14 protein-coding genes are annotated in these 18,842 nt (G+C 43.9%); 5 read left to right on the top strand and 9 right to left on the bottom strand.

Going from position 1 to position 18,842, the window contains the following annotated elements; translation table 11 throughout:
* Positions 1–126: 126 nt before the first annotated feature.
* From LAJ61_RS06735 to glyA, 3 genes are all read left to right on the top strand, one after another.
* Complete coding sequence (locus tag LAJ61_RS06735; protein ID WP_224053295.1) at positions 127–1,365, top strand: GNAT family N-acetyltransferase; 1,239 nt, start codon at positions 127–129, stop codon at positions 1,363–1,365.
* On the top strand, positions 1,365–1,940 hold the full coding sequence (locus tag LAJ61_RS06740; RefSeq protein WP_224053296.1) for a chorismate--pyruvate lyase family protein: 576 nt from the start codon (positions 1,365–1,367) through the stop codon (positions 1,938–1,940). Before LAJ61_RS06735 ends, LAJ61_RS06740 begins: the two co-directional genes overlap by 1 nt.
* Before the next feature lie 279 nt (positions 1,941–2,219).
* A complete protein-coding gene (glyA, locus tag LAJ61_RS06745) occupies positions 2,220–3,479 on the top strand; it encodes a serine hydroxymethyltransferase (RefSeq protein WP_062332503.1) in 1,260 nt (419 codons plus the stop codon).
* Between the two features lie 136 nt (positions 3,480–3,615).
* Here the strand turns inward: glyA and LAJ61_RS06750 are convergent, their stop codons facing one another.
* The 6 genes from LAJ61_RS06750 to LAJ61_RS06775 form a co-directional block, all read right to left on the bottom strand.
* Positions 3,616–4,545 carry a response regulator gene (locus tag LAJ61_RS06750; protein ID WP_224053297.1) on the bottom strand — a complete coding sequence of 310 codons (930 nt, stop codon included), beginning with the start codon at positions 4,543–4,545 and terminating at the stop codon, positions 3,616–3,618.
* Positions 4,546–4,673: 128 nt separating this feature from the next.
* Positions 4,674–7,079, bottom strand: coding sequence for a sensor histidine kinase (locus LAJ61_RS06755; RefSeq protein WP_224053298.1), 2,406 nt, complete (start codon positions 7,077–7,079; stop codon positions 4,674–4,676).
* A 430-nt stretch (positions 7,080–7,509) separates the two neighbouring features.
* Positions 7,510–7,941 carry a roadblock/LC7 domain-containing protein gene (locus LAJ61_RS06760; protein ID WP_224053299.1) on the bottom strand — a complete coding sequence of 144 codons (432 nt, stop codon included), beginning with the start codon at positions 7,939–7,941 and terminating at the stop codon, positions 7,510–7,512.
* 144 nt (positions 7,942–8,085) lie between these two features.
* Entirely contained in the window at positions 8,086–8,616 is a 531-nt protein-coding gene (locus tag LAJ61_RS06765) for a GTP-binding protein (RefSeq protein ID WP_224053300.1), read from the bottom strand.
* 150 nt (positions 8,617–8,766) lie between these two features.
* Positions 8,767–10,401 carry a hypothetical protein gene (locus tag LAJ61_RS06770; protein WP_224053301.1) on the bottom strand — a complete coding sequence of 545 codons (1,635 nt, stop codon included), beginning with the start codon at positions 10,399–10,401 and terminating at the stop codon, positions 8,767–8,769.
* A gap of 351 nt (positions 10,402–10,752) precedes the next feature.
* On the bottom strand, positions 10,753–11,457 hold the full coding sequence (locus LAJ61_RS06775; RefSeq protein ID WP_224053302.1) for a DUF4230 domain-containing protein: 705 nt from the start codon (positions 11,455–11,457) through the stop codon (positions 10,753–10,755).
* Between the two features lie 309 nt (positions 11,458–11,766).
* Here LAJ61_RS06775 and LAJ61_RS06780 point away from each other — a divergent pair, with 309 nt between their 5' ends.
* Positions 11,767–13,539, top strand: coding sequence for a proline--tRNA ligase (locus tag LAJ61_RS06780; RefSeq protein WP_224053303.1), 1,773 nt, complete (start codon positions 11,767–11,769; stop codon positions 13,537–13,539).
* Positions 13,540–13,690: 151 nt separating this feature from the next.
* A complete protein-coding gene (locus LAJ61_RS06785) occupies positions 13,691–15,874 on the top strand; it encodes a carboxy terminal-processing peptidase (protein ID WP_224053304.1) in 2,184 nt (727 codons plus the stop codon).
* 329 nt (positions 15,875–16,203) lie between these two features.
* Here LAJ61_RS06785 and LAJ61_RS06790 read toward each other — a convergent pair whose 3' ends face one another.
* The 3 genes from LAJ61_RS06790 to LAJ61_RS06800 form a co-directional block, all read right to left on the bottom strand.
* Positions 16,204–16,413, bottom strand: coding sequence for a CsbD family protein (locus LAJ61_RS06790; RefSeq protein WP_036593367.1), 210 nt, complete (start codon positions 16,411–16,413; stop codon positions 16,204–16,206).
* Positions 16,414–16,717: 304 nt separating this feature from the next.
* Entirely contained in the window at positions 16,718–17,206 is a 489-nt protein-coding gene (locus LAJ61_RS06795; protein WP_224053305.1) for an FKBP-type peptidyl-prolyl cis-trans isomerase, read from the bottom strand.
* Positions 17,207–17,553: 347 nt separating this feature from the next.
* A complete protein-coding gene (locus LAJ61_RS06800; RefSeq protein WP_224053306.1) occupies positions 17,554–18,702 on the bottom strand; it encodes an AI-2E family transporter in 1,149 nt (382 codons plus the stop codon).
* Positions 18,703–18,842: the final 140 nt, after the last annotated feature.

The following is an 18,842-nucleotide window of genomic DNA, read 5'->3' on the forward strand; positions in this document are numbered from 1 at the left end:
ACCACACCGCCCAACGCCATACATATTTTGCAAAATTGTACCAAATTGTGCAAAAGGATAAGCGCGTATTTTTGGCTAAAAACAAGGTATAATAATCCGTTCATAAAACTACAATAATACTGACATATGTCCTATCACTATCAATTTACCAGCGAGTTTGACTGGCGCTCGCAGACACAGTGGCAGACGCCTGATACGCCCTTTATGCACTTTGATTTTTGGCAAGCGCTGATAGATGCAAAGCTGATTGGTGGGCGCAGCGATTGGTGGGTGCAGTATGTGCAGATTGTCGATGACAGCGCTCAACTGATTGCCGTGATGCCCGTGTTTATCAAAAAGCATCACCAAGGCGAATATGTGTTTGATTTTAGCTGGGCAGAAGCCTTTGAGCGCTATGGTAGAAATTATTATCCAAGATTGGTGACAAGCGTGCCCTTTACCCCCGTCACCGGCGAGCGGATTTGGGTGGCACAAGGCAAGTCATTAACAGCGCCACTGTATCAGACCTTACTACAAGCGATTGATGAATTGGCGAGTCGCTATCAAGCATCCACTTGGCACGGACTGTTTTTCTCCCCAAAAAATGTCCAAGCGTTGCACAATATGCCCAATCTTTGCGAGCGGCTAAGCTGTCAGTTTTTATGGCAAAATCGCAATTTACAGGATAAAAAATGCGCCAATTTTGATGAGTTTTTGGCAACATTAACTGCCAAAAAACGCAAATCAATTAAAGTGGAACGCCAAAAGGTGCTTAAACAAAATCTAAGTTGTCAGGTTAAAATCGGTGACGATATCACCGAGGCGGATTGGGCAGTTTTTTATCAATGCTATGCCATGACCTATCTGGTCAGAGGACGGCAGCCGTATTTGAACTTGGCATTTTTTAAGCAGCTTGGGCAGACTATGGCAGACAAGCTGATGCTCGCTCAAGCGCATAACGCGCACGGTGATATCGTGGCTTGTAGTTTGTTTTTTTTCGATGACGATGCCACTATCAGCACGTTATATGGTCGCTATTGGGGCTGCCTAGAAGACTATGATTGTTTACATTTTGAGCTGTGTTATTACCAAGGTATTGAGTTTGCTATCAAGCAAGGCCTTCGCTACTTTGACCCTGGTACCCAAGGGGAGCACAAGTTGATTCGCGGCTTTTATCCGGTGTTGACCCATTCGTTACACCGCGTCTACGACAAGGTGTTTGCCCCTGCGATTGCCCAGTTTTGCCAAGACGAACAGTACGCTATGTTGGCGTACCAAGCCGATGCGATGACCGCGTTACCTTTTAATGACACCTATAAAAGCCAATTTTTTGGCGATGTTGCCGCGCAAGGCACCATACCCGATAATGAGTTTTTGAAAAAATAATGATAAATGTTGGTCTAAACCTAAACCTGGCTAGCACGCATTTGAGTGCGGCACACAAACAGCAGATACCGCCGAAACTCATCCCTTGGCTGACGTCAACAGGGTCGCTCACCGCCAAATTTGAAGCTTTATCTCAGCATAAACTCATCGTACAGCCGACGTTTGAAGGGCGGCAAACCTTGTCCCTGAGCGAAAAGCGCCAACTGCAGTTACCGCTTGGGGTGAGCCAATCGGCTTGGGTGCGCGAAGCCTTATTATTTGGCAAGCCTAATCAAGATGCGTGGGTGGTGGCGCGGTCTGTATTTCCGTTTGCCAGCCTCATTGGTAATGCGCGAAAACTGGCAAATCTGGGCACAACACCGATTGGCTATCTACTGTTTCGTCGGCATGGCGCAGTGATGACCAATCGCTGGATTGATGTGACAGCGCAAGGCTGGCGGCGCACCACCCTTTACCAGTGGCAAGGCAGGCATTTTTTGATTAGTGAGACTTTTTTACCGGCATTTGAAAATAGTCTTATGGGCGAAGAAGAAAATGGCATGATTCATGTCAGTAGCGATAAAGGCGAAGGATAAGTACAAAAACCATTGGTTGCTGTGCGCTAGTATTTAAATAGTTAGCCAAAAAAAGACAGTTAGGGTAACTGTCTTTTTTTATGAAAATTTTTTGGATGGCGCGTTGTATTAATGAGTTTTTCAAACCAATATTAGTCAGGTGAGTAGCCGACGACAAGTAATAGGACAAATTCAGCCAAATGGCTGGATTATTCACTAAAAAAAACCAAACCATGCTAAACTAAGCCATATTTTCGGTTTTATCCGCCCATTTTTTGACTCACTTAAAAGGAAATTGCCATGTTTAAAAATGTCACTATTCACCAGTTTGACGCTGAACTTGCCCAAGCGATGGACAATGAAGCCAAACGTCAAGAAGACCATATTGAACTGATTGCTTCAGAAAACTACTGTTCACCAGCGGTGATGGAAGCGCAAGGTAGCCAATTGACCAATAAATACGCTGAAGGTTATCCGGGCAAACGTTATTACGGTGGCTGTGAATATGTTGACGTGGTCGAGCAATTAGCGATTGACCGTGCCAAAGAATTGTTTGGCGCAGATTACGCTAACGTACAGCCACACGCGGGTAGCCAAGCCAACAGCGCGGTATTTTTGGCCTTATTAAAAGCGGGTGACACGGTACTTGGCATGAGCCTTGCTGATGGCGGTCACTTGACGCATGGTGCGCATGTGAACTTTTCTGGTATCAACTATAAAGCCGTACAATATGGCTTAAACAAAGAAACGGGCATCATCGACTATGATGAAGTAGAACGCCTAGCCAAAGAGCACCAACCCAAAATGATTATCGCGGGTTTTTCTGCTTATAGCCAAGTGGTTGATTGGCAAAAATTCCGTGACATCGCAGACAGCGTTGGCGCATATTTGATGGTCGACATGGCACACGTAGCCGGACTGGTTGCTGCAGGTGTTTATCCAAGCCCTGTGCAAATCGCTGACGTTACTACCACCACCACCCACAAAACCCTACGCGGTCCACGTTCAGGCTTAATCTTGGCAAAAGCCAACCCAGAGATTGAGAAAAAACTCAACTCTGCCGTGTTCCCTGGCAACCAAGGTGGTCCATTGATGCACGCGATTGCGGGTAAAGCTGTGTGTTTTAAAGAAGCGTTAAGCGAAGATTTCAAAGCCTACCAACAACAAGTGGTTAAAAACGCCAAAGCCATGGCAGATGTCATCATGTCACGCGGTTATGATATCGTCTCGGGCGGCACAGAAAATCACTTAATGCTGATTAGCTTAATCAAACAAGAAATCACCGGTAAAGAAGCCGATAAATGGTTGGGCGATGCCCACATCACCGTCAACAAAAACGCGGTACCAAATGACCCTAAATCACCGTTTGTGACGTCAGGGGTGCGTATCGGTACGCCCGCAGTCACTACCCGTGGGTTTGGTGAAGCGGAAGTAAGAGAATTGGCTGGCTGGATTTGTGATGTGCTCGATAGCCGCGGTGACGAAAACGTTATCGGCGAAGTACGTGAAAAAGTCCAAGCAATTTGCGCCAAACACCCAGTGTACGAGCAAACAGCCTAATCATTGGCTATTAGAAAACGCTTAAAAAACCGCCTAAGTCGTGACTCTGGGCGGTTTTTTTATGGCTAACATTCATTGATTGAGACGGCTCAAATGCGACGCTTTGACCCTCATATATTAGGCACTAGATTTTAAGCTAGGCAAATCGCGGTGTACGAATACCAAAGCGTGATAAGAATTTTTTGACTTTATTACCAAAACTCCGCGTTTCAACTTCAGTGACGGCATCAACAACGTGTCGTGCTTGTAATTTTGGTTGATTGACTAACGTTTGGTGATAATCATAAGCCCGCTGAATACTAATTTCTAATAATGATAAATTACTGGGACGCGGCAGGTAGCGATACACTTGTCCTTTATTGATCAAGTCAATTAAGGTGTGGCTATCGTTGAGTGAGGTGAGTACCAATACCGCTAAATCAGGGAAACTTTGTTTTAACGCGTAGATTACGGGTGAAATGTTCTCGCCACCCAAGGACACATCGGTGATTGCCACACCAAAACGGTCATTTTCAAGTAGCTCAATCGCTTTTTCTAATGAATTTGCCCAGTGCGTTTCAAACTGGGTGAATTTTTGCTGCATCTGTAAATACACCATCTCGCTGTCATCGATAACCAACACTTTGCGTTTGGCGATGATTGGCTGAGCGATCTGCAGATTTTCTTTGAATACATCTTTGGTTTGCAGCGCGATTTGGGTGGCTTGATTGACGATATTTTTAAGCTCATCTGTCTGCCAAGGTTTGGTGATATAGCGAAAAATCTCCCCTTCGTTGATGGAATCAATTACCGCAGTTAAGTCTGCATAGCCGGTCAACAAGATGCGGATAGTATGGGGCGATACGTCTTTGATATCTTTTAGTACTTCGACACCCAGTTTTTTTGGCATGCGTTGGTCGCTAATTACCACTTGAACCTCGTTATTTTGTACATAGCTTAGTAGCTCATCGGGCTCGGTGGTGGTAAACACCTCATGGGTGGCGCGAAAATGCATTTTTAGGCTGCGTAGAATGCGGTCTTCATCATCGATAAAGGCAATTTTAGGTTTGGTTACGGTCGTTATCATGGTCATGTCACTTAGGTAGGTTAACTTAACTATAATTAAGATTGACCACAATCAAGTGTGGCTCGTGTATGGCTGATCAGCGAGCCTGTCGGCCATCGGTTATCGGTTATCTAACATTAGCATTAGCATTAGCTTTCTTCTGCGATTAAAAGCTTGGGTGATTGATGGTTGCTAATCGCTGTTTTGGGCAATCTAATGGTAAATGTCGTGCCTTCGCCAAGTTGTGATTGCACATGAATATCGCCATTATGCTGCTCCATGATTTGGGTTGAAATGGCAAGACCCAGTCCCGTACCTTCGCCTGCCGCTTTGGTGGTAAAGAACGGTTCAAAAATCTTGGCTTGGGTCTCAGCGCTCATCCCAGTACCGTTATCCGCCACGCTGATATACACATTGGCGGCATCTTCTGTGCTAGTAATGTGTAATGTAGGGTGCTGATTTTGCCCCATCGCTTGTGCCGCGTTATTAAATAGGTTTAGTAGCACTTGGTTAATCTGGGATGGGTTACAACTAACCGGTTCGATAGCATTTAACTCAGTTATCACATCTAAATGCTTGATATTGTTACGGGCAATGACTAGGGAGTTTTTGATACAGTCGTTGATATCGACGGCCTTGATTTTGGCTTGGTCGATGCGAGAAAAATCACGTAAATTGACGACCAATTCTGAGATTTGGCTAACCCCAAACTTGGCGTCATCCACCAATCCATGCAAATCGTCACTCACCGCATCAGCGACCAATTCATCACTGCAAGCAATGGTTTGTTCAATGGTTTGGTTGATGGTTGCTGTATCAGCCGGCGACGCTTGCATCAGTTGTTTGAGCTGCTGGGCATGGTCAATCAATTGGTCATAACGTACGATATTTTCATCAATCAACTCTAAATTACTACCCACATAGCCCAATGGGGTGTTCACTTCATGGGCAACACCTGCGACCATTTGACCGATGGTTGCCATTTTCTCTGATTGTACCAACTGCACTTGAGAGGCTTTTAAATCTTTTAACGCTTGGTGTAAGTTTTCGGTACGCTCCACCACTTGCTGCTCTAAGCGTTCATTGACTTGTGCTAATGCGCCTTCGTTCTCGACCACCCGATCAACCAGCTGGTTCATCGAGTCAGTAATCACGCCAATTTCTTGAATGTTTGCCGGTGGCAATTTGTGCTCACGCAGTGACAGATATTTTTTTTGTGCAATCAACTGACCGATTTCACGGACGTTACGAGCGACTTGGTGCAGCGGTACCGCCAAAATACGGTGGAAAATATAACCACTTAATAGCAGTACCGGTAAGAAACCCAATAGCATATACCATTGCAACTGTTTACCTAGCTGATTGGCAAATAACATCAGCTCTTGATTGGGTTTGACGATGACCATTTTCCAATTGGTCATCGGCATGGCAAAAATAAACGCTGTGGAAGGGGTTTTGAGTAATAAATCGTTGTCTAAGCTGACTTGTTCGACAAAATGGGTGGCGTTGAGATTTTCATTTTGCGCGTTTTGGGTCATTAGCATGGCTGAAATGATACGTGCTTCTGAGGGAGAGATTTTTTGTAGGTTGGTGCTACTCACTAGCGTATTGGCGGTAAAATCAAATTTACCACCATCTAGTTTTTGCGCTTGTTTGATGATGTTGTCATTGATGTTGTCTAAGCTTTTGGCAATGGGGGCAAAATCAGGGTTTTTCTTGGCAAAACTACTGACATCCATCATTTCGCCTTGCGGGTTAGTAGCAGTCACTTGTTTGACTTGTGCTTCATTGGGGAAGGTCAAAAAGTTGTTGTTCATATCGACTAAAAATACATAACCGCCTGTTTTGCGCTGCCATTCTTTGACCATCGACTGCATACGCCCGAGCAGCACATCAAAACTCACCACCCCTTCAAAGCCATTGTTTTGCGCATTAAAAATCGCCTTGGCGCAGGTCATGACGGGCTGTTTGGTAGTCGGGTGAATATAAGCACGGCTCCACACACAGTGGTCATGATTGGCATACACAGCAGGCACATACCACCAGTCACGGTAATAGGGCATAGCAAGCTGTGGTTGGGTTTTTTGGTCGTCTACCCGATTTGCGGTAAGTTTGCTCGGTGCTTGGTAGCTAGGATTGATGGTTTGATATTGACTGGCAGACTGCATGACACCTTGCATATCCCGTTGCCAAACAAACGCGGCTTCATCGACGTTAGGTTTGTACATCAAAGGGTCGTACCACACACCACCACCGGCAATGCCTTTATCCATATTTGCCATTAAATTGCCAACACTGGTGTTGATAATATCGGCATTCTTGGGCAAACTGCCGGTCATACGGCTCGCTGTCACTGCCATGCCATCAATTTGACTCACACGCGACAAAATACCATTCACCGCCTCATTGCCAGTTTCAATGATAGTCTGAGAGGTCAGTTTGGCGACTTCAGGCTTGGCTTGCTGGTCAATGATCCAATACACCATCGCCAAAAACACCAAAAAAACCAGCAATAATACGCATAACAAGCGTGTGGTAAGGTTGGAAAAATTCATCATTGTCACTTATCTGTTGGCAAATTGATTGGCTAATTAAATGACCTATTGCATCGCTTAGCGCCCAAGTAAAAAAGCTTACAAACGCTTAAAGCCGCCGTTAACGCAAAATAAAAACGATGGTTGATCTAAATTTCCCAAATTGCGTCATCCTGCTTAGAAAATCGATTGCACCATCGTCGGTGGCGGTAGTTTAGTAAGGTTATATGACAAAATGATGAATTATATCGATGGAAGGTAATCGGGCAATCTATAGCAATTTTTGACGGGCATATTTTTAAGTTATTAAACTTAAGTTGTATAAAAATTCGGATAAACTGTAGAAAATGTTACGAATTGATTGTTTGATATGGTTGACATGAGGGACATGAAAAAAGCCCTCAATGCTGTTGAGGGCTTTACAGTAGTTATGATATAAATTAACTGTATATTAATGAAACTCTTTATCGAGCTCTATTAAACGGTTAATCGCTTTATTCATACCGTGCATGATTTGCCCGAGCAAGACTTGTTGTTTGGTCACCACAATCACAATCATCGGCTGGAACTGACTAGGCACCGCGCTAATCATAATTTTACCGTTTTCGGCATCTAGAATGACTGAGCGACAGCCAGTAAGCTGCGCTTCGGCGGTCAATGCCTGTACCAATGCCAAGATTGAGCTGCCGACCGCGGATAATTTGCCGCCATCATAGGTTTTTTGAAAAATTGAATTGACTTCAAAGCCATCGGTTGATGACAACAACACCCCTTCAATGCCACTCGTGGTATGAATGAGTTCGTGCAATACTTCATTAGATAGGGTAATAAATTGCTCACTGGGCTTAATGCGGCTTTCCATTTGAAACAATTGGTCATTCATATTGGTATCCAAATATTTACTAGAGTAACGGTTTTAAAATTGCTGTCGAGTTTATCAGTCGCTGCGCTCAATATCTAAGTCAAATGGCTTCATTCACCGAATCGCTTGTTAACGTAAGCCATATACCGTAATTCAACCATGCCCTCACTGCGCTGTCAATTCAAGTGATGCAATAATGGTATCAACCAGTAACAGCACATCTTCTCTTTTTCGCATATCGACTGGGAAAATAGGCAGATTCTTGTTATTGGCAGCCAACCAGTCATGATAAATGCCAAAGTCGCGCTCAGGCATTTTATCAACTTGGCTGATACCCACGACGATGCGACCCGTGTAAATTTTAGTAAACGTCTGTAAATAATTTGCCAAATCTGCCACAGGGTCTTGGGCGGCATGGTCAATCAAAATAATAACCCCCATTGCCCCTTGCGACAAAATCGGCCAAATAAAGTTAAAGCGTTCCTGCCCAGGTGTGCCATATAGACCGATACTGATGCCACCTTCTAGCACCAATTCACCGTAGTCCATACCCACCGTAGTCAATGCCTTGGTGTTGACATGAAGGTCGGTATTTTTTACTTCAGTCGACACCACAGGGATATCCGATAAGCTTGCGATGGCTTGGGTTTTCCCCGCACCCATAGGTCCGCTAAAAACAATTTTGAGACGTTGCATGTAGAAAGCCTTACACTCATTGCATTAATATAAATACAATATTAGGAAAAAAATTGCGTTAGTATCATACACGAAACCACGCTGTTAACTAAAAAAATTTAATAAATCCCTGATAGTACAATCAAATTATCAATCATCTCAATGAAAGATTTACAACCCCAAGCGTCGACGTAGACGTCCTAAAAACCCCATCATGCTGTTGTTGCCAGTTTCTTGCGTGGGCGGGGTTGAACCTTGTGACGATGTAGCACTCGCTGAGATAGGTTCAGGCGCTGTGGTACTATTATTCCAAGCGCTATTGTGGGTAGTTGCAATACTGGGCAAGGTATTGGCTGATGATTCTGCCATAGCACGGCGACTAAGGATTTCATCAAGTTTTGATTGAGGTTTGGCAGGCGCGGGTGGCTGATGTTGTGTTTGAGCTGACTCAGATTGGTTCACAGGCACTGTGGATTGTGCCGTAGCAGATGCAGCAGGTTGTTCAACAAAGGCAGGTTGCGCACTGGGCGTAATTGGCTGCGACTCATTCTGGATGATTTCAGCGGGTGTCATTTCAGCTACTGTCATTTGAGCGGGTGACATTTTTGGCAGTGATATTTCTGCTGGCGACATGGATGGAGTCACTGGCTGGCTAATCGTTTTATTATTGAGCTGAGCGATAGTTTGCTGATAGACCGAAGCAGGCAATGCACCTGCGACAAATAAGCCAATCAGTGTTTTTTTGACTTGGGGTAGCGAACATTGACTGCGTGCTACCAATTCATCAATCGTTAACGAACGAGCTTCTAGTACACATTGGATTTTAAGATGGTCGTGTTGGTCGGCATCATGGATGGGTTTGACCCAACTGTTTATATGGTAGTTGATGTGCGAATCTAGCAAACCTTCAAATCTTTGACCATGTGTGCTAGCCAAGTCCCATAGCCATTGCACCAAGTTTTTAGCATTTTTGACATCTAGCTGATTGGCAGCCACATCATCAGCAAGCGAGATAATCCAAGGCTGATTGCACGAGATGTACTCAGACACCTCCCAAACCCGCTGCTGTTTTGGATTTATATAGGCAAATAAGGTGCCAGCAGGGCTTTTGATACTCAATACTTCATTATGGCGCTGGGCAATCTGACTAAAAATTTTGGCAAATCCGATTAAATACTCATCATTGACAGTGCCGTTAGTGGTGGTTGATGACGCCATCGACTGGCTAGATTCGGCAAGTTGACTAGGCGCATTGTGGGTATGACTATTTGTAACAGCTGAAGCTTGTGCAGAGTGTGCAACACCAGATAATGGATTGGCAACTTGAGCAGGCGGATTTGAGGCTACGCGCTGGTTGGCTATAGTGTCTGTCGCTGATTGATAAGCGTGAGCGACATCAGCGGTGAGATTAGCGGCAGTGGATGCCTTATTGCTAACAGGTACGCCAGATAAAAACGGCAATTGTGAAAACAACCACTCACTGAGCGGCTCTAAATCTTTGAGCGGCAACACCAATAAATCTTGCGATAAATAGCCGTTTTCCGTTTCACTACGAGCGGTATAAATAGTGGCTGTATTGGGTTTGCTACTAATTAACTTTTGAACGCTTTCAGCATGACGAAAATCATGATTGACCATAAATAAATCAATCTGCTGATTGTTCGCTGATACCCATTCAAGGTCTGCTTCTAGTCTAAGCAAGATGCGTAGATACCCTTTTAGCATCACTTGGTCGCCAGGCTTGATGCCAACCAAAGCAATCCGCATCACTTTTTTTAGACGATCTGAGGCAGACGTGACATTCATTCAGTAAACTCTCCAACAGCTAGCGAATTGATCTTTTACACAACTAAAACGCCATCAAGCATCCTTGCAATAAATTAACGTAACCCTTGGTGAAATCGATACGTTAAGTAGCTATTATTATTGCAATTTTTGATGATGTAGCAAATAAATGTCGTCTAAAACTAGCGGGTTATCTAGTGGACTATCTAGCGGGATATAAAGTTGAGATTTTAGCAATATTCCTATGATTAAGGTAGGTTACATATCTATTATTTATGCCTTTCATACCAATTCTGACAGCCCCAAAAACAATACAAAACAAAAAAACGCTTTTATCCTTGGATTGGTGTTATTGATAGGCAAAAAATCGGTTTAACGACAATTTTTAGCAGGCGCGGTGACTTTCACAGTGACTTGTACATTTGCCAGTGCAAATAGCGATTGCACTTGCTTTTGGGCATTATCATTGGCAGTTGGTAGAATGCCAGAGTGGCAAGCGGATGTCAGCACTTGGTTTTTGCCAGCCACTTGCGCTTGGTTAAATATTTGTGGGTCGGCTTGCACCATGCCAAATACCCCTGTTTGAATATCATACACTTCAATGTTATCTAAATAACTATCCAAAATCTGCGCAGCGGGCAAGGTGATACTGACATGGCTACCATCTGGAGTCACTTGTACATCAGTGGGTTTTAATTGATTTAAGTCAATGCCCGCGGTCACCCGTCCATGAGCGACAAAAAGCCCTTTTTGTTGATCTTGCCACAGGGCGTACCAATTGCCTTCTTTTTGGCTGGTGATAACGGTATCGACATTATATGCCACGGTTTGTAGTCGATTGAGGCTTTGAATCTTAGTGACCACCCCTTCACGGGTTAACACCTCAACTTTTTTAGGGGTATTTGCTTGTTGCCACTGCAAAAATAGCCAACCCGCCACCGCAATCACCGCCAGTAAAAATAAACTCACCCAAAAAGAAACCGGCTTTTTGTTACCCGATGGGGGCGGTTTTGGCAAGTTTGTAGTCGGTTTTGCCTCAGGTGATGGCGTGGAAGACGAAGTGGGGAGTTGGGTCATATAGCCATTCCTAATCGTTTATCTAATAGTGGTAGTGGATACTATTTTGTATGGTTATGACTTGCCATAATTTCAATGTAGTTAGTTTAAATAGCCAATGAGTATGACCAAATTGTCCTAATTTATAAAAATGCTAAAACCAAAAAAGTTAAGTGCAAAAAAGCTAAGTCCAAAAATACGGCATCAACTTGGCAAAAATTAAAAAAACTATTGCACCACCCACTGGCATAAAATAAGATAATCGGTTTACCAAATAGTCTATCCATTCTCGTTTTTTTCTTATTTCAAGCCGTACAAACAAGGTGTGCCATGCGAGCCAGTCAATTTACTTTTGCAACGTTAAAAGAAACCCCAAGTGATGCCGATATCATCTCCAGCCAATTAATGCTCCGTGCAGGGATGATTCGTAAATCTGCGTCGGGTCTCTACACGTGGCTACCGATGGGTCTAAAAACCTTACAAAAAGTCAAAAAAATCATCCGTGAAGAGATGGATGCCATCAACTGCCAAGAGCTGCTAATGCCTGTGGTGCAATCGGCCGAGCTTTGGCAAGAATCAGGTCGCTGGGAAGCCTATGGTCCTGAACTGCTGCGGTTTAAAGACCGTCACCAACGTGACTTTGTGTTAGGCCCAACGCATGAAGAAGTGATTACCGATATCGCGCGTAACTTGCTAAAAAGCTATAAACAGCTCCCTGTGAGCTACTACCAAGTACAAACCAAATTTCGTGACGAAATTCGCCCACGCTTTGGGGTGATGCGTTCGCGTGAATTTATCATGAAAGATGCCTATTCGTTTCATATCGACCAGCCCTCACTACAGCGCACCTATGATGATATGTACCGCGCTTATCATAATATCTTTACCCGTCTCGGGTTAGATTTCCGTGCGGTGCAAGCCGATACCGGCTCGATTGGTGGATTTGCCTCGCATGAGTTTCAAGTCCTAGCTGGCAGTGGTGAAGACGATATCGTATTTTCAGATAGCTCAGCTTATGCTGCCAATATTGAGCTTGCTGAAGCGGTGGCGGTCGGTGAACGTGCTGCCCCAACGCAGGACAAAGCCGATGTCAGTACGCCCAATATGCCAACCTGTGAGCAAGTAGCTCAGCATTTAGGCCTGCCATTGTCACAGACGGTCAAAACTTTAATCGTCGAAGGTGAACCTACCGAAGAAGGTAAAGCCACATTAGTCGCATTAGTGTTACGGGGCGATCATACCCTAAATGAAATCAAAGCGGAAAAATTGGCGCAAGTCAAAGCCCCACTCACCATGGCGAGCGAAGATGCGATGCAAGCGGCGGGCCTGCACAAAGGGTTTATCGGGGTGTTTGATTTGAACATGCCAGTGATTGTAGATCGTGCTGCTGCGGTGTTATCAGATTTTGTTAGCGGTGCCAACAAGCCAGATTTTCATACCACGGGCGTCAACTGGGAGCGTGATGCGTCCATCACCGAAATTGCCGATATTCGCAACGTGGTAGAAGGCGATCCAAGCCCAGATGGACAAGGTACTTTACAAATCCGCCGCGGTATCGAAGTTGGTCATATCTTCCAATTAGGTGACAAATACGCCAAAGCTTTAAACTGTGCGGTGATGGGCGAGCAGGGCAAACCTGTCATTACTATGATGGGCTGTTATGGTATCGGCGTGACCCGTATCGTCGCCGCCGCAATTGAACAAAATCACGATGACAATGGTATCATTTGGAAAACCAGTAGCACAGGTGAGAGCCTTGCGCCATTCACTGTGGCGATTGTACCGATGATTAAAGGCAAAATGAAAGATGCTCTAGACCCAGCGAAAGGGGACAAAGCAATGCAGCTTGCCGAAGCGCTTTACACTGAGCTAAAAGCCCAAGGTGTTGATGTGCTACTTGATGACCGAGACGAGCGTGCGGGGGTAAAATTCGCCGATTTAGAGCTCGTTGGCATTCCCCATCGTATCGTTATCTCAGAGAAAAATATCAGTGAAACAGGCGAGGTGAAATACGAATATGTCAATCGCCAAGACGGTGAAAAACAATTGCTCACTGCCGCGCAATTAAACCAACTGTTTAAAGACAATCAATTGATTGGCTAACACAACAACTTGCCGCTACAAACGGTGAGGTTTGATAGATGATTTGAGTCGAACATTTACACGTTTTGTATGGTGTGGAAAAACTGACAGTGCTAAGATGGGCTGTCAGTTTTTTCTGTTTATCGCTTCATTAAATAGAGTAAGGAAAGTCATGCAATACAAACAACTTACCGCCAGTGTATTTGCCCTGTTGATGGGTGGGGCGATACTGGGACAAAGTTACCAAACCGCCATTGCAGCATCGACGAGCGTCGGACAGATCAATAATGAGCAGCGGCAGGTGACTCGGCAAATCGCAGCGTTGTTGGATCGTAGCCATTATCTAGATAAAAGAATGGATGCGGCAACGGGCAAGCAAATTTTAAGCGACTATTTTGATGCACTTGACCCCAATCATAGCGTGTTTTTGCAGTCCGATATTGATGAATTTACCCAAAAATATGGCAATAGTTTTGCCGATTATCTCAAACGCGGTGATTTAAAAGCGGGTTTTGACATTTATCAGCGTTTTATTGAGCGCTCAAAAGCGTATTACAGCTTTGCCGATAGCTTGTTAAAATCCCCTGTGAGCTTACAGAGCAACGAAACGGTCATTATGAACCGTGAAAAATTGCCACGTTTTAAAACCGTTGCCGAGCAACGCGATTTTTGGCGCAAACAGCTGACCTACCAGCTAATTGGTATGACCATCAATCAAGATGAAGACAAAAACAAAGATAAGTTTTTGCAAGAAAATGCCGATAAATACAACGCCAGTGATTTAGTCAAAAACGAAACACGCTCACCAAGCCAAGTGCTAGACCAGCGTTTAAAGCGCCAATATGCCCAGCTGCAACGTATCGATAGCGACCAAATCGTTGAAACCCTGTTAAATGCAGCGATGGCAGCCTATGACCCGCACAGTAATTATTTTGCCCCCGTGCAAGCCAATGAGATGCAAATCCAATCGACGCTTGAATTGGTCGGTATCGGTGTCTCGATTCAGCCCGATCGCAAGAATCCTGATTACACCCGTATTATCAGCTTAGTTGATGGCGGGCCTGCCGCTCGTTCGGGTCAAATCAAACCCAATGACTTAATCATCGGCGTATCCACTGAAGATAAAGGCATGGTCGATACCGTCGGTTATTCGACACGTGAAGTGGTAAACCTCATTCGCGGTAAAAAAGGTTCATCCGTCACCGTGCGCGTCAAAGCGCCTAATACCCCAGACAGTAGCGCGCGTAATGTCACCCTCATACGTGACGTGATTCAGCAAGAAGAATCTGGCGTCAATCATCGGGTGATTAGTGTCAAAGATAAAAACGGACAAGCCAAAAAAATCGGTGTGTTAGAAATCCCAAGTTTTTATCTTAATTATAAAGCGCGCCGTGCGGGAGAAGATTATCGTAGTGTCAGTATTGACACGGAAAACGCGTTAAAAGCCTTAAACCAGCAAAATATCGATGGCTTAGTGGTAGACCTGCGTGATGACCCCGGTGGCTCACTTGATGAAGTCGCCAAAATGATTGGCTTGTTCGTCAAGTCAGGTCCGCTGGTACAAATTCGTGATAACCGCGGCAATATCCAAGTGTATGAAGACGAAGACAAAGGTAAGCAACTGTATACAGGCCCGATGACTGTACTCATTAACCAAGGCTCAGCGTCAGCCAGCGAGATTTTTGCGGCAGCGATTCAAGATTATGGCCGCGGTCTGATTGTCGGCAGCACGACCACGGGTAAAGGCTCAGCACAAATTCAGCTTGATAACCTTGCCTTAGGGTCAGCAACGTTAACCCAGCGCAAGTTCTACCGTATCACTGGCGGCAGTACCCAAAATAAAGGCGTTGTACCCGATGTCCGCTTAGTCAATATCTATGAAGGCATGGAGTTTGGTGAACGTAGCATGAAAAACCCACTGGCATGGGATACGATTCGTGCCGCGCCGTACCAACCTGCGGGCAACTATTCCCGTGAGACCTTGCAATCGCTCAATGCCTTGTCACAGCAGCGTCAAGCAGCCAATGCCCAGTTTGCTTATCTAAGCCAACTCAACAGAATCCGTAATGAGGAAGATGATAAGAAGCCTGTCAAATTGGACATCAATGACCGCCGTACTTTCCGCAAAAACATTGAGGCGAAAATGTTGGCGGCAGAAAATGCAAGACGCCAAGCCAATGGGGAAAGCCCCTATAGCACATGGACAGCTTACCAAGCTGCGCAAGATGCAGAGTTAGAAGTCCGTAGCCGTCTGAAACAAGCCGAACGTCCAAAACTTCCTGAAAGTGAAGCATTTGTGATTGAAGCGGCTAATGTGATGCTTGATGCACAGACAGCCAACAACCAGCGCCCCTAATAGCAAAAATGCGTGTAAGCAAAAGCTTACACGCATTGACGTTTGTACGACTGTTACCGAATGGTAAATTTTGTAATAATACATTCAACGGCACAGGGATGGTTCTCAAGGATTGAGATAGGGACAGAATTGCCAATAAAGGAATGGTTTATCGTAGTATTAAGGAATGATGCTTGATAAACACGTGGAGTGAGACTTAGGATGAGTCAAGAAATTCACTACCAATTAGTAAGGACCTTAAGGATGAGGTCAGTGATGCTAGGATAGCAGGTAAAAAAGCCATATCAGATGATATGGCTTTTTTACTTTGGAGGAGGGGTTAATCTATTCTAAAAACGATAGTTATGACGGGTTGACCAGTCGTCGATTTCTTTTTCTACCACATCTTCGGCACGGCCATAACGCTCTTGAATTTTACCTGATAGCTTTTGGCGATTACCTTCCAATTGGGTGATTTCATCATCAGTTAAGTCACCCCAAGTTTCTTTTACAGCGCCTTTAACTTGTTCCCATTGACCTTTAATTGTATTCTCGTTCATGAGTAGTATCCTTTTTTGTAATTAGTTTAATGTTATATAACTAAAAATATATACCCAATCATGCGTCTTTATTATTGCTTGGATTGTTCGTTCGGTATAAAACTATTATGCCAAAATTTAGCGCAAAGTGTGTGGTAAAAACTGTAGTAAAGCATCAAAAAACGTAACTAAATCAATGATTTTGTAAATAATATCAAGCGTTTCTTACACCCCGTAAAAGTATTTCATAGGGCAAAATTTTGCACAAAAAAAGAAGGCCATAAATATAGCCTTCCATTTAATCTCTCTAAGCTTTAATGATAACTTAGTGGTGATGACCACCTGCACCGTGTACATGACCGTGTTGCAACTCTTCATCTGATGCATCACGAATGTTTGCTACTTCTACATCAAAATGAAGTTTTTTGCCTGCTAAGGGATGGTTAGCATCAACAATCACTTTGTCCTCTTGTACATCTTTCACAGTGACTAACATCACATGACCGTCTTCAGTTTGCGATTGGAACTGCATACCTGGTTGGATATCTTCGACACCTTGGAAGTTTTCGCGTGGAACTTCTTGTACCGCCGCATCATCAAATTCGCCGTAAGCATCTGCAGGTTCAATGCTTGCAGTAAATTTGTCACCCACTGATTTGCCCGCCAATTGTGACTCAAGACCTGGAATAATGTTTTGGTAGCCATGTAAATACGCTAAAGGTTGACCTTCTGGTGATTGGTCAATGATGTTACCTTCGTCGTCTTTTAGGGTGTAATGAAAATGTACAACGTTGTTATTATTGATAGTAGACATCGCTAAAATTCCTTATGAATCAATGAATGGATTGGCAAATCGCTTTTTTGGCAGAATAAATTAAAAATTGCTAAGATTTTTCACTATAATTACCTTGAAAAATAATCACCGTGAAAATCTTTCAAATTTTGGTTAAACCTCAAAATACGCCAAAAATGTTAATGTAAATTGTAGCATCAATCATTAAAAATTTGGCAGTTGATAGACTTTAAAACACATTTTTAATTATTCAACCATACAACACTGTAACAATAAAGCCGTGTTCTGTTATTAATGGCGATAAGATTTAAAAATTCAATTTATCGAGCAAATTATTTGTTAATGATTCCTGTAGCGAGTAGGGGCGTTTATATAACCCAGCCCCTATCTGCCAAAATGCGTTTGATTTGGGCATAAATGACTGGCGCACTGATGAGTCCCGCCAACCCAAACGTGGCTTCAAGCACCAAAATAAATAACAACAATTCCCAAGCAGAGGCTCGGATTTTATGACCAATGATTTGCGCATTTAAAAAGTATTCAAGTTTATGAATGCTCACCAACCACACAAGCGATAAAATGCTGATGCCAAGCCCGTGAGTCAGGCTAAGCAAGACGATAACAATGTTTGAGACCAAATTACCAACGACAGGGAATAGCCCTGCGCAAAAGGTGATAAGCACAACGGTCCAAGCCATCGGTAGCGGATGACCCAGTAGCGGTAATATCCCTAGCAAAAACACTGAGGTTAAGATGGTATTGATACTAGAGATTTTGACTTGCGCAAAAAACACATCATTAAACCCCATGATAAGTTCATCAAATTTTTGGCGCAAATGCTGCGTAAATGGGGTTTTATGTGCCGCGCTATTCACAGGTACTTGCAACGCGACAATACAACCAATCACAACACCCGCTAGCACATAACCAAGCCCGCGTAACGTATGAATACCCACTAACTGCAGTTGTGGCGCATGACTTTTAATAGTACTCATGAGCATAGCTTGAAATGAACTGACTGAAATGGGTAGATGCTGAGAGATACTTGCGGGTAGTAGGGTATGAAGCTGGTCAAATATGTCCAATATCTGTCGGATAAGCTTATTAAAGACCTCAACACTCGCTTTATCAGCAATCCAATCGCCAAATACATACACAGTAAGCGAAATTATTGTCGCCAAAATGGCAATAGCAAACCATTCTGCAACTTTACCCATACGCTGCTGACGCGAGGCGCTATGCATATAGGCAATAACATGCCGATGAATCCAGCCAGCAATGCCGCGAATCAGCGCATAAGTAATCAAGGTGGCAAAAAGCACTAAAGTAAGGTGTAGCAATAGCACAGGCAGCCAGACAACAATCACACTGCTAATCGCTAACAAAAAACTTTTCATATCTGACCACTGTAACCGATCATTGGTCAAAAAAGGATCGCCCAAATGAGCACTGGTCGAGGCGTTGTTTTTATTGCTGAGTGCGGGTTCAGGATTGTTGCCAAGGGGTTCAGCGGTCATAAATAACATCTTAACAAGATAAAAAAAGATGAGATAAAACTAACACAATTTTAGTGATTAAAGTATTAGATTTATGACAAAATTTTGTCAAAATCGCGCGCGCGATGCGCAATAATAACCCGTGAAAATCGCAATCAAAC

Source organism: Faucicola osloensis, from assembly GCF_020041925.1.
GTDB classification, from domain to species: domain Bacteria; phylum Pseudomonadota; class Gammaproteobacteria; order Pseudomonadales; family Moraxellaceae; genus Faucicola; species Faucicola osloensis_D.

Excerpts from the sequence above, each read along its gene's own strand:
- LAJ61_RS06755 (WP_224053298.1), bottom strand. The coding sequence starts at position 7,079 with ATGAATTTTTCCAACCTTACCACACGCTTGTTATGCGTATTATTGCTG.
- LAJ61_RS06750 (WP_224053297.1), bottom strand. The coding sequence starts at position 4,545 with ATGATAACGACCGTAACCAAACCTAAAATTGCCTTTATCGATGATGAA.
- glyA (WP_062332503.1), top strand. The coding sequence starts at position 2,220 with ATGTTTAAAAATGTCACTATTCACCAGTTTGACGCTGAACTTGCCCAA.
- LAJ61_RS06795 (WP_224053305.1), bottom strand. The coding sequence starts at position 17,206 with ATGTCTACTATCAATAATAACAACGTTGTACATTTTCATTACACCCTA.
- LAJ61_RS06765 (WP_224053300.1), bottom strand. The coding sequence starts at position 8,616 with ATGCAACGTCTCAAAATTGTTTTTAGCGGACCTATGGGTGCGGGGAAA.
- LAJ61_RS06785 (WP_224053304.1), top strand. The coding sequence starts at position 13,691 with ATGCAATACAAACAACTTACCGCCAGTGTATTTGCCCTGTTGATGGGT.
- LAJ61_RS06790 (WP_036593367.1), bottom strand. The coding sequence starts at position 16,413 with ATGAACGAGAATACAATTAAAGGTCAATGGGAACAAGTTAAAGGCGCT.
- LAJ61_RS06780 (WP_224053303.1), top strand. The coding sequence starts at position 11,767 with ATGCGAGCCAGTCAATTTACTTTTGCAACGTTAAAAGAAACCCCAAGT.
- LAJ61_RS06760 (WP_224053299.1), bottom strand. The coding sequence starts at position 7,941 with ATGAATGACCAATTGTTTCAAATGGAAAGCCGCATTAAGCCCAGTGAG.
- LAJ61_RS06775 (WP_224053302.1), bottom strand. The coding sequence starts at position 11,457 with ATGACCCAACTCCCCACTTCGTCTTCCACGCCATCACCTGAGGCAAAA.
- LAJ61_RS06735 (WP_224053295.1), top strand. The coding sequence starts at position 127 with ATGTCCTATCACTATCAATTTACCAGCGAGTTTGACTGGCGCTCGCAG.
- LAJ61_RS06800 (WP_224053306.1), bottom strand. The coding sequence starts at position 18,702 with ATGACCGCTGAACCCCTTGGCAACAATCCTGAACCCGCACTCAGCAAT.
- LAJ61_RS06740 (WP_224053296.1), top strand. The coding sequence starts at position 1,365 with ATGATAAATGTTGGTCTAAACCTAAACCTGGCTAGCACGCATTTGAGT.
- LAJ61_RS06770 (WP_224053301.1), bottom strand. The coding sequence starts at position 10,401 with ATGAATGTCACGTCTGCCTCAGATCGTCTAAAAAAAGTGATGCGGATT.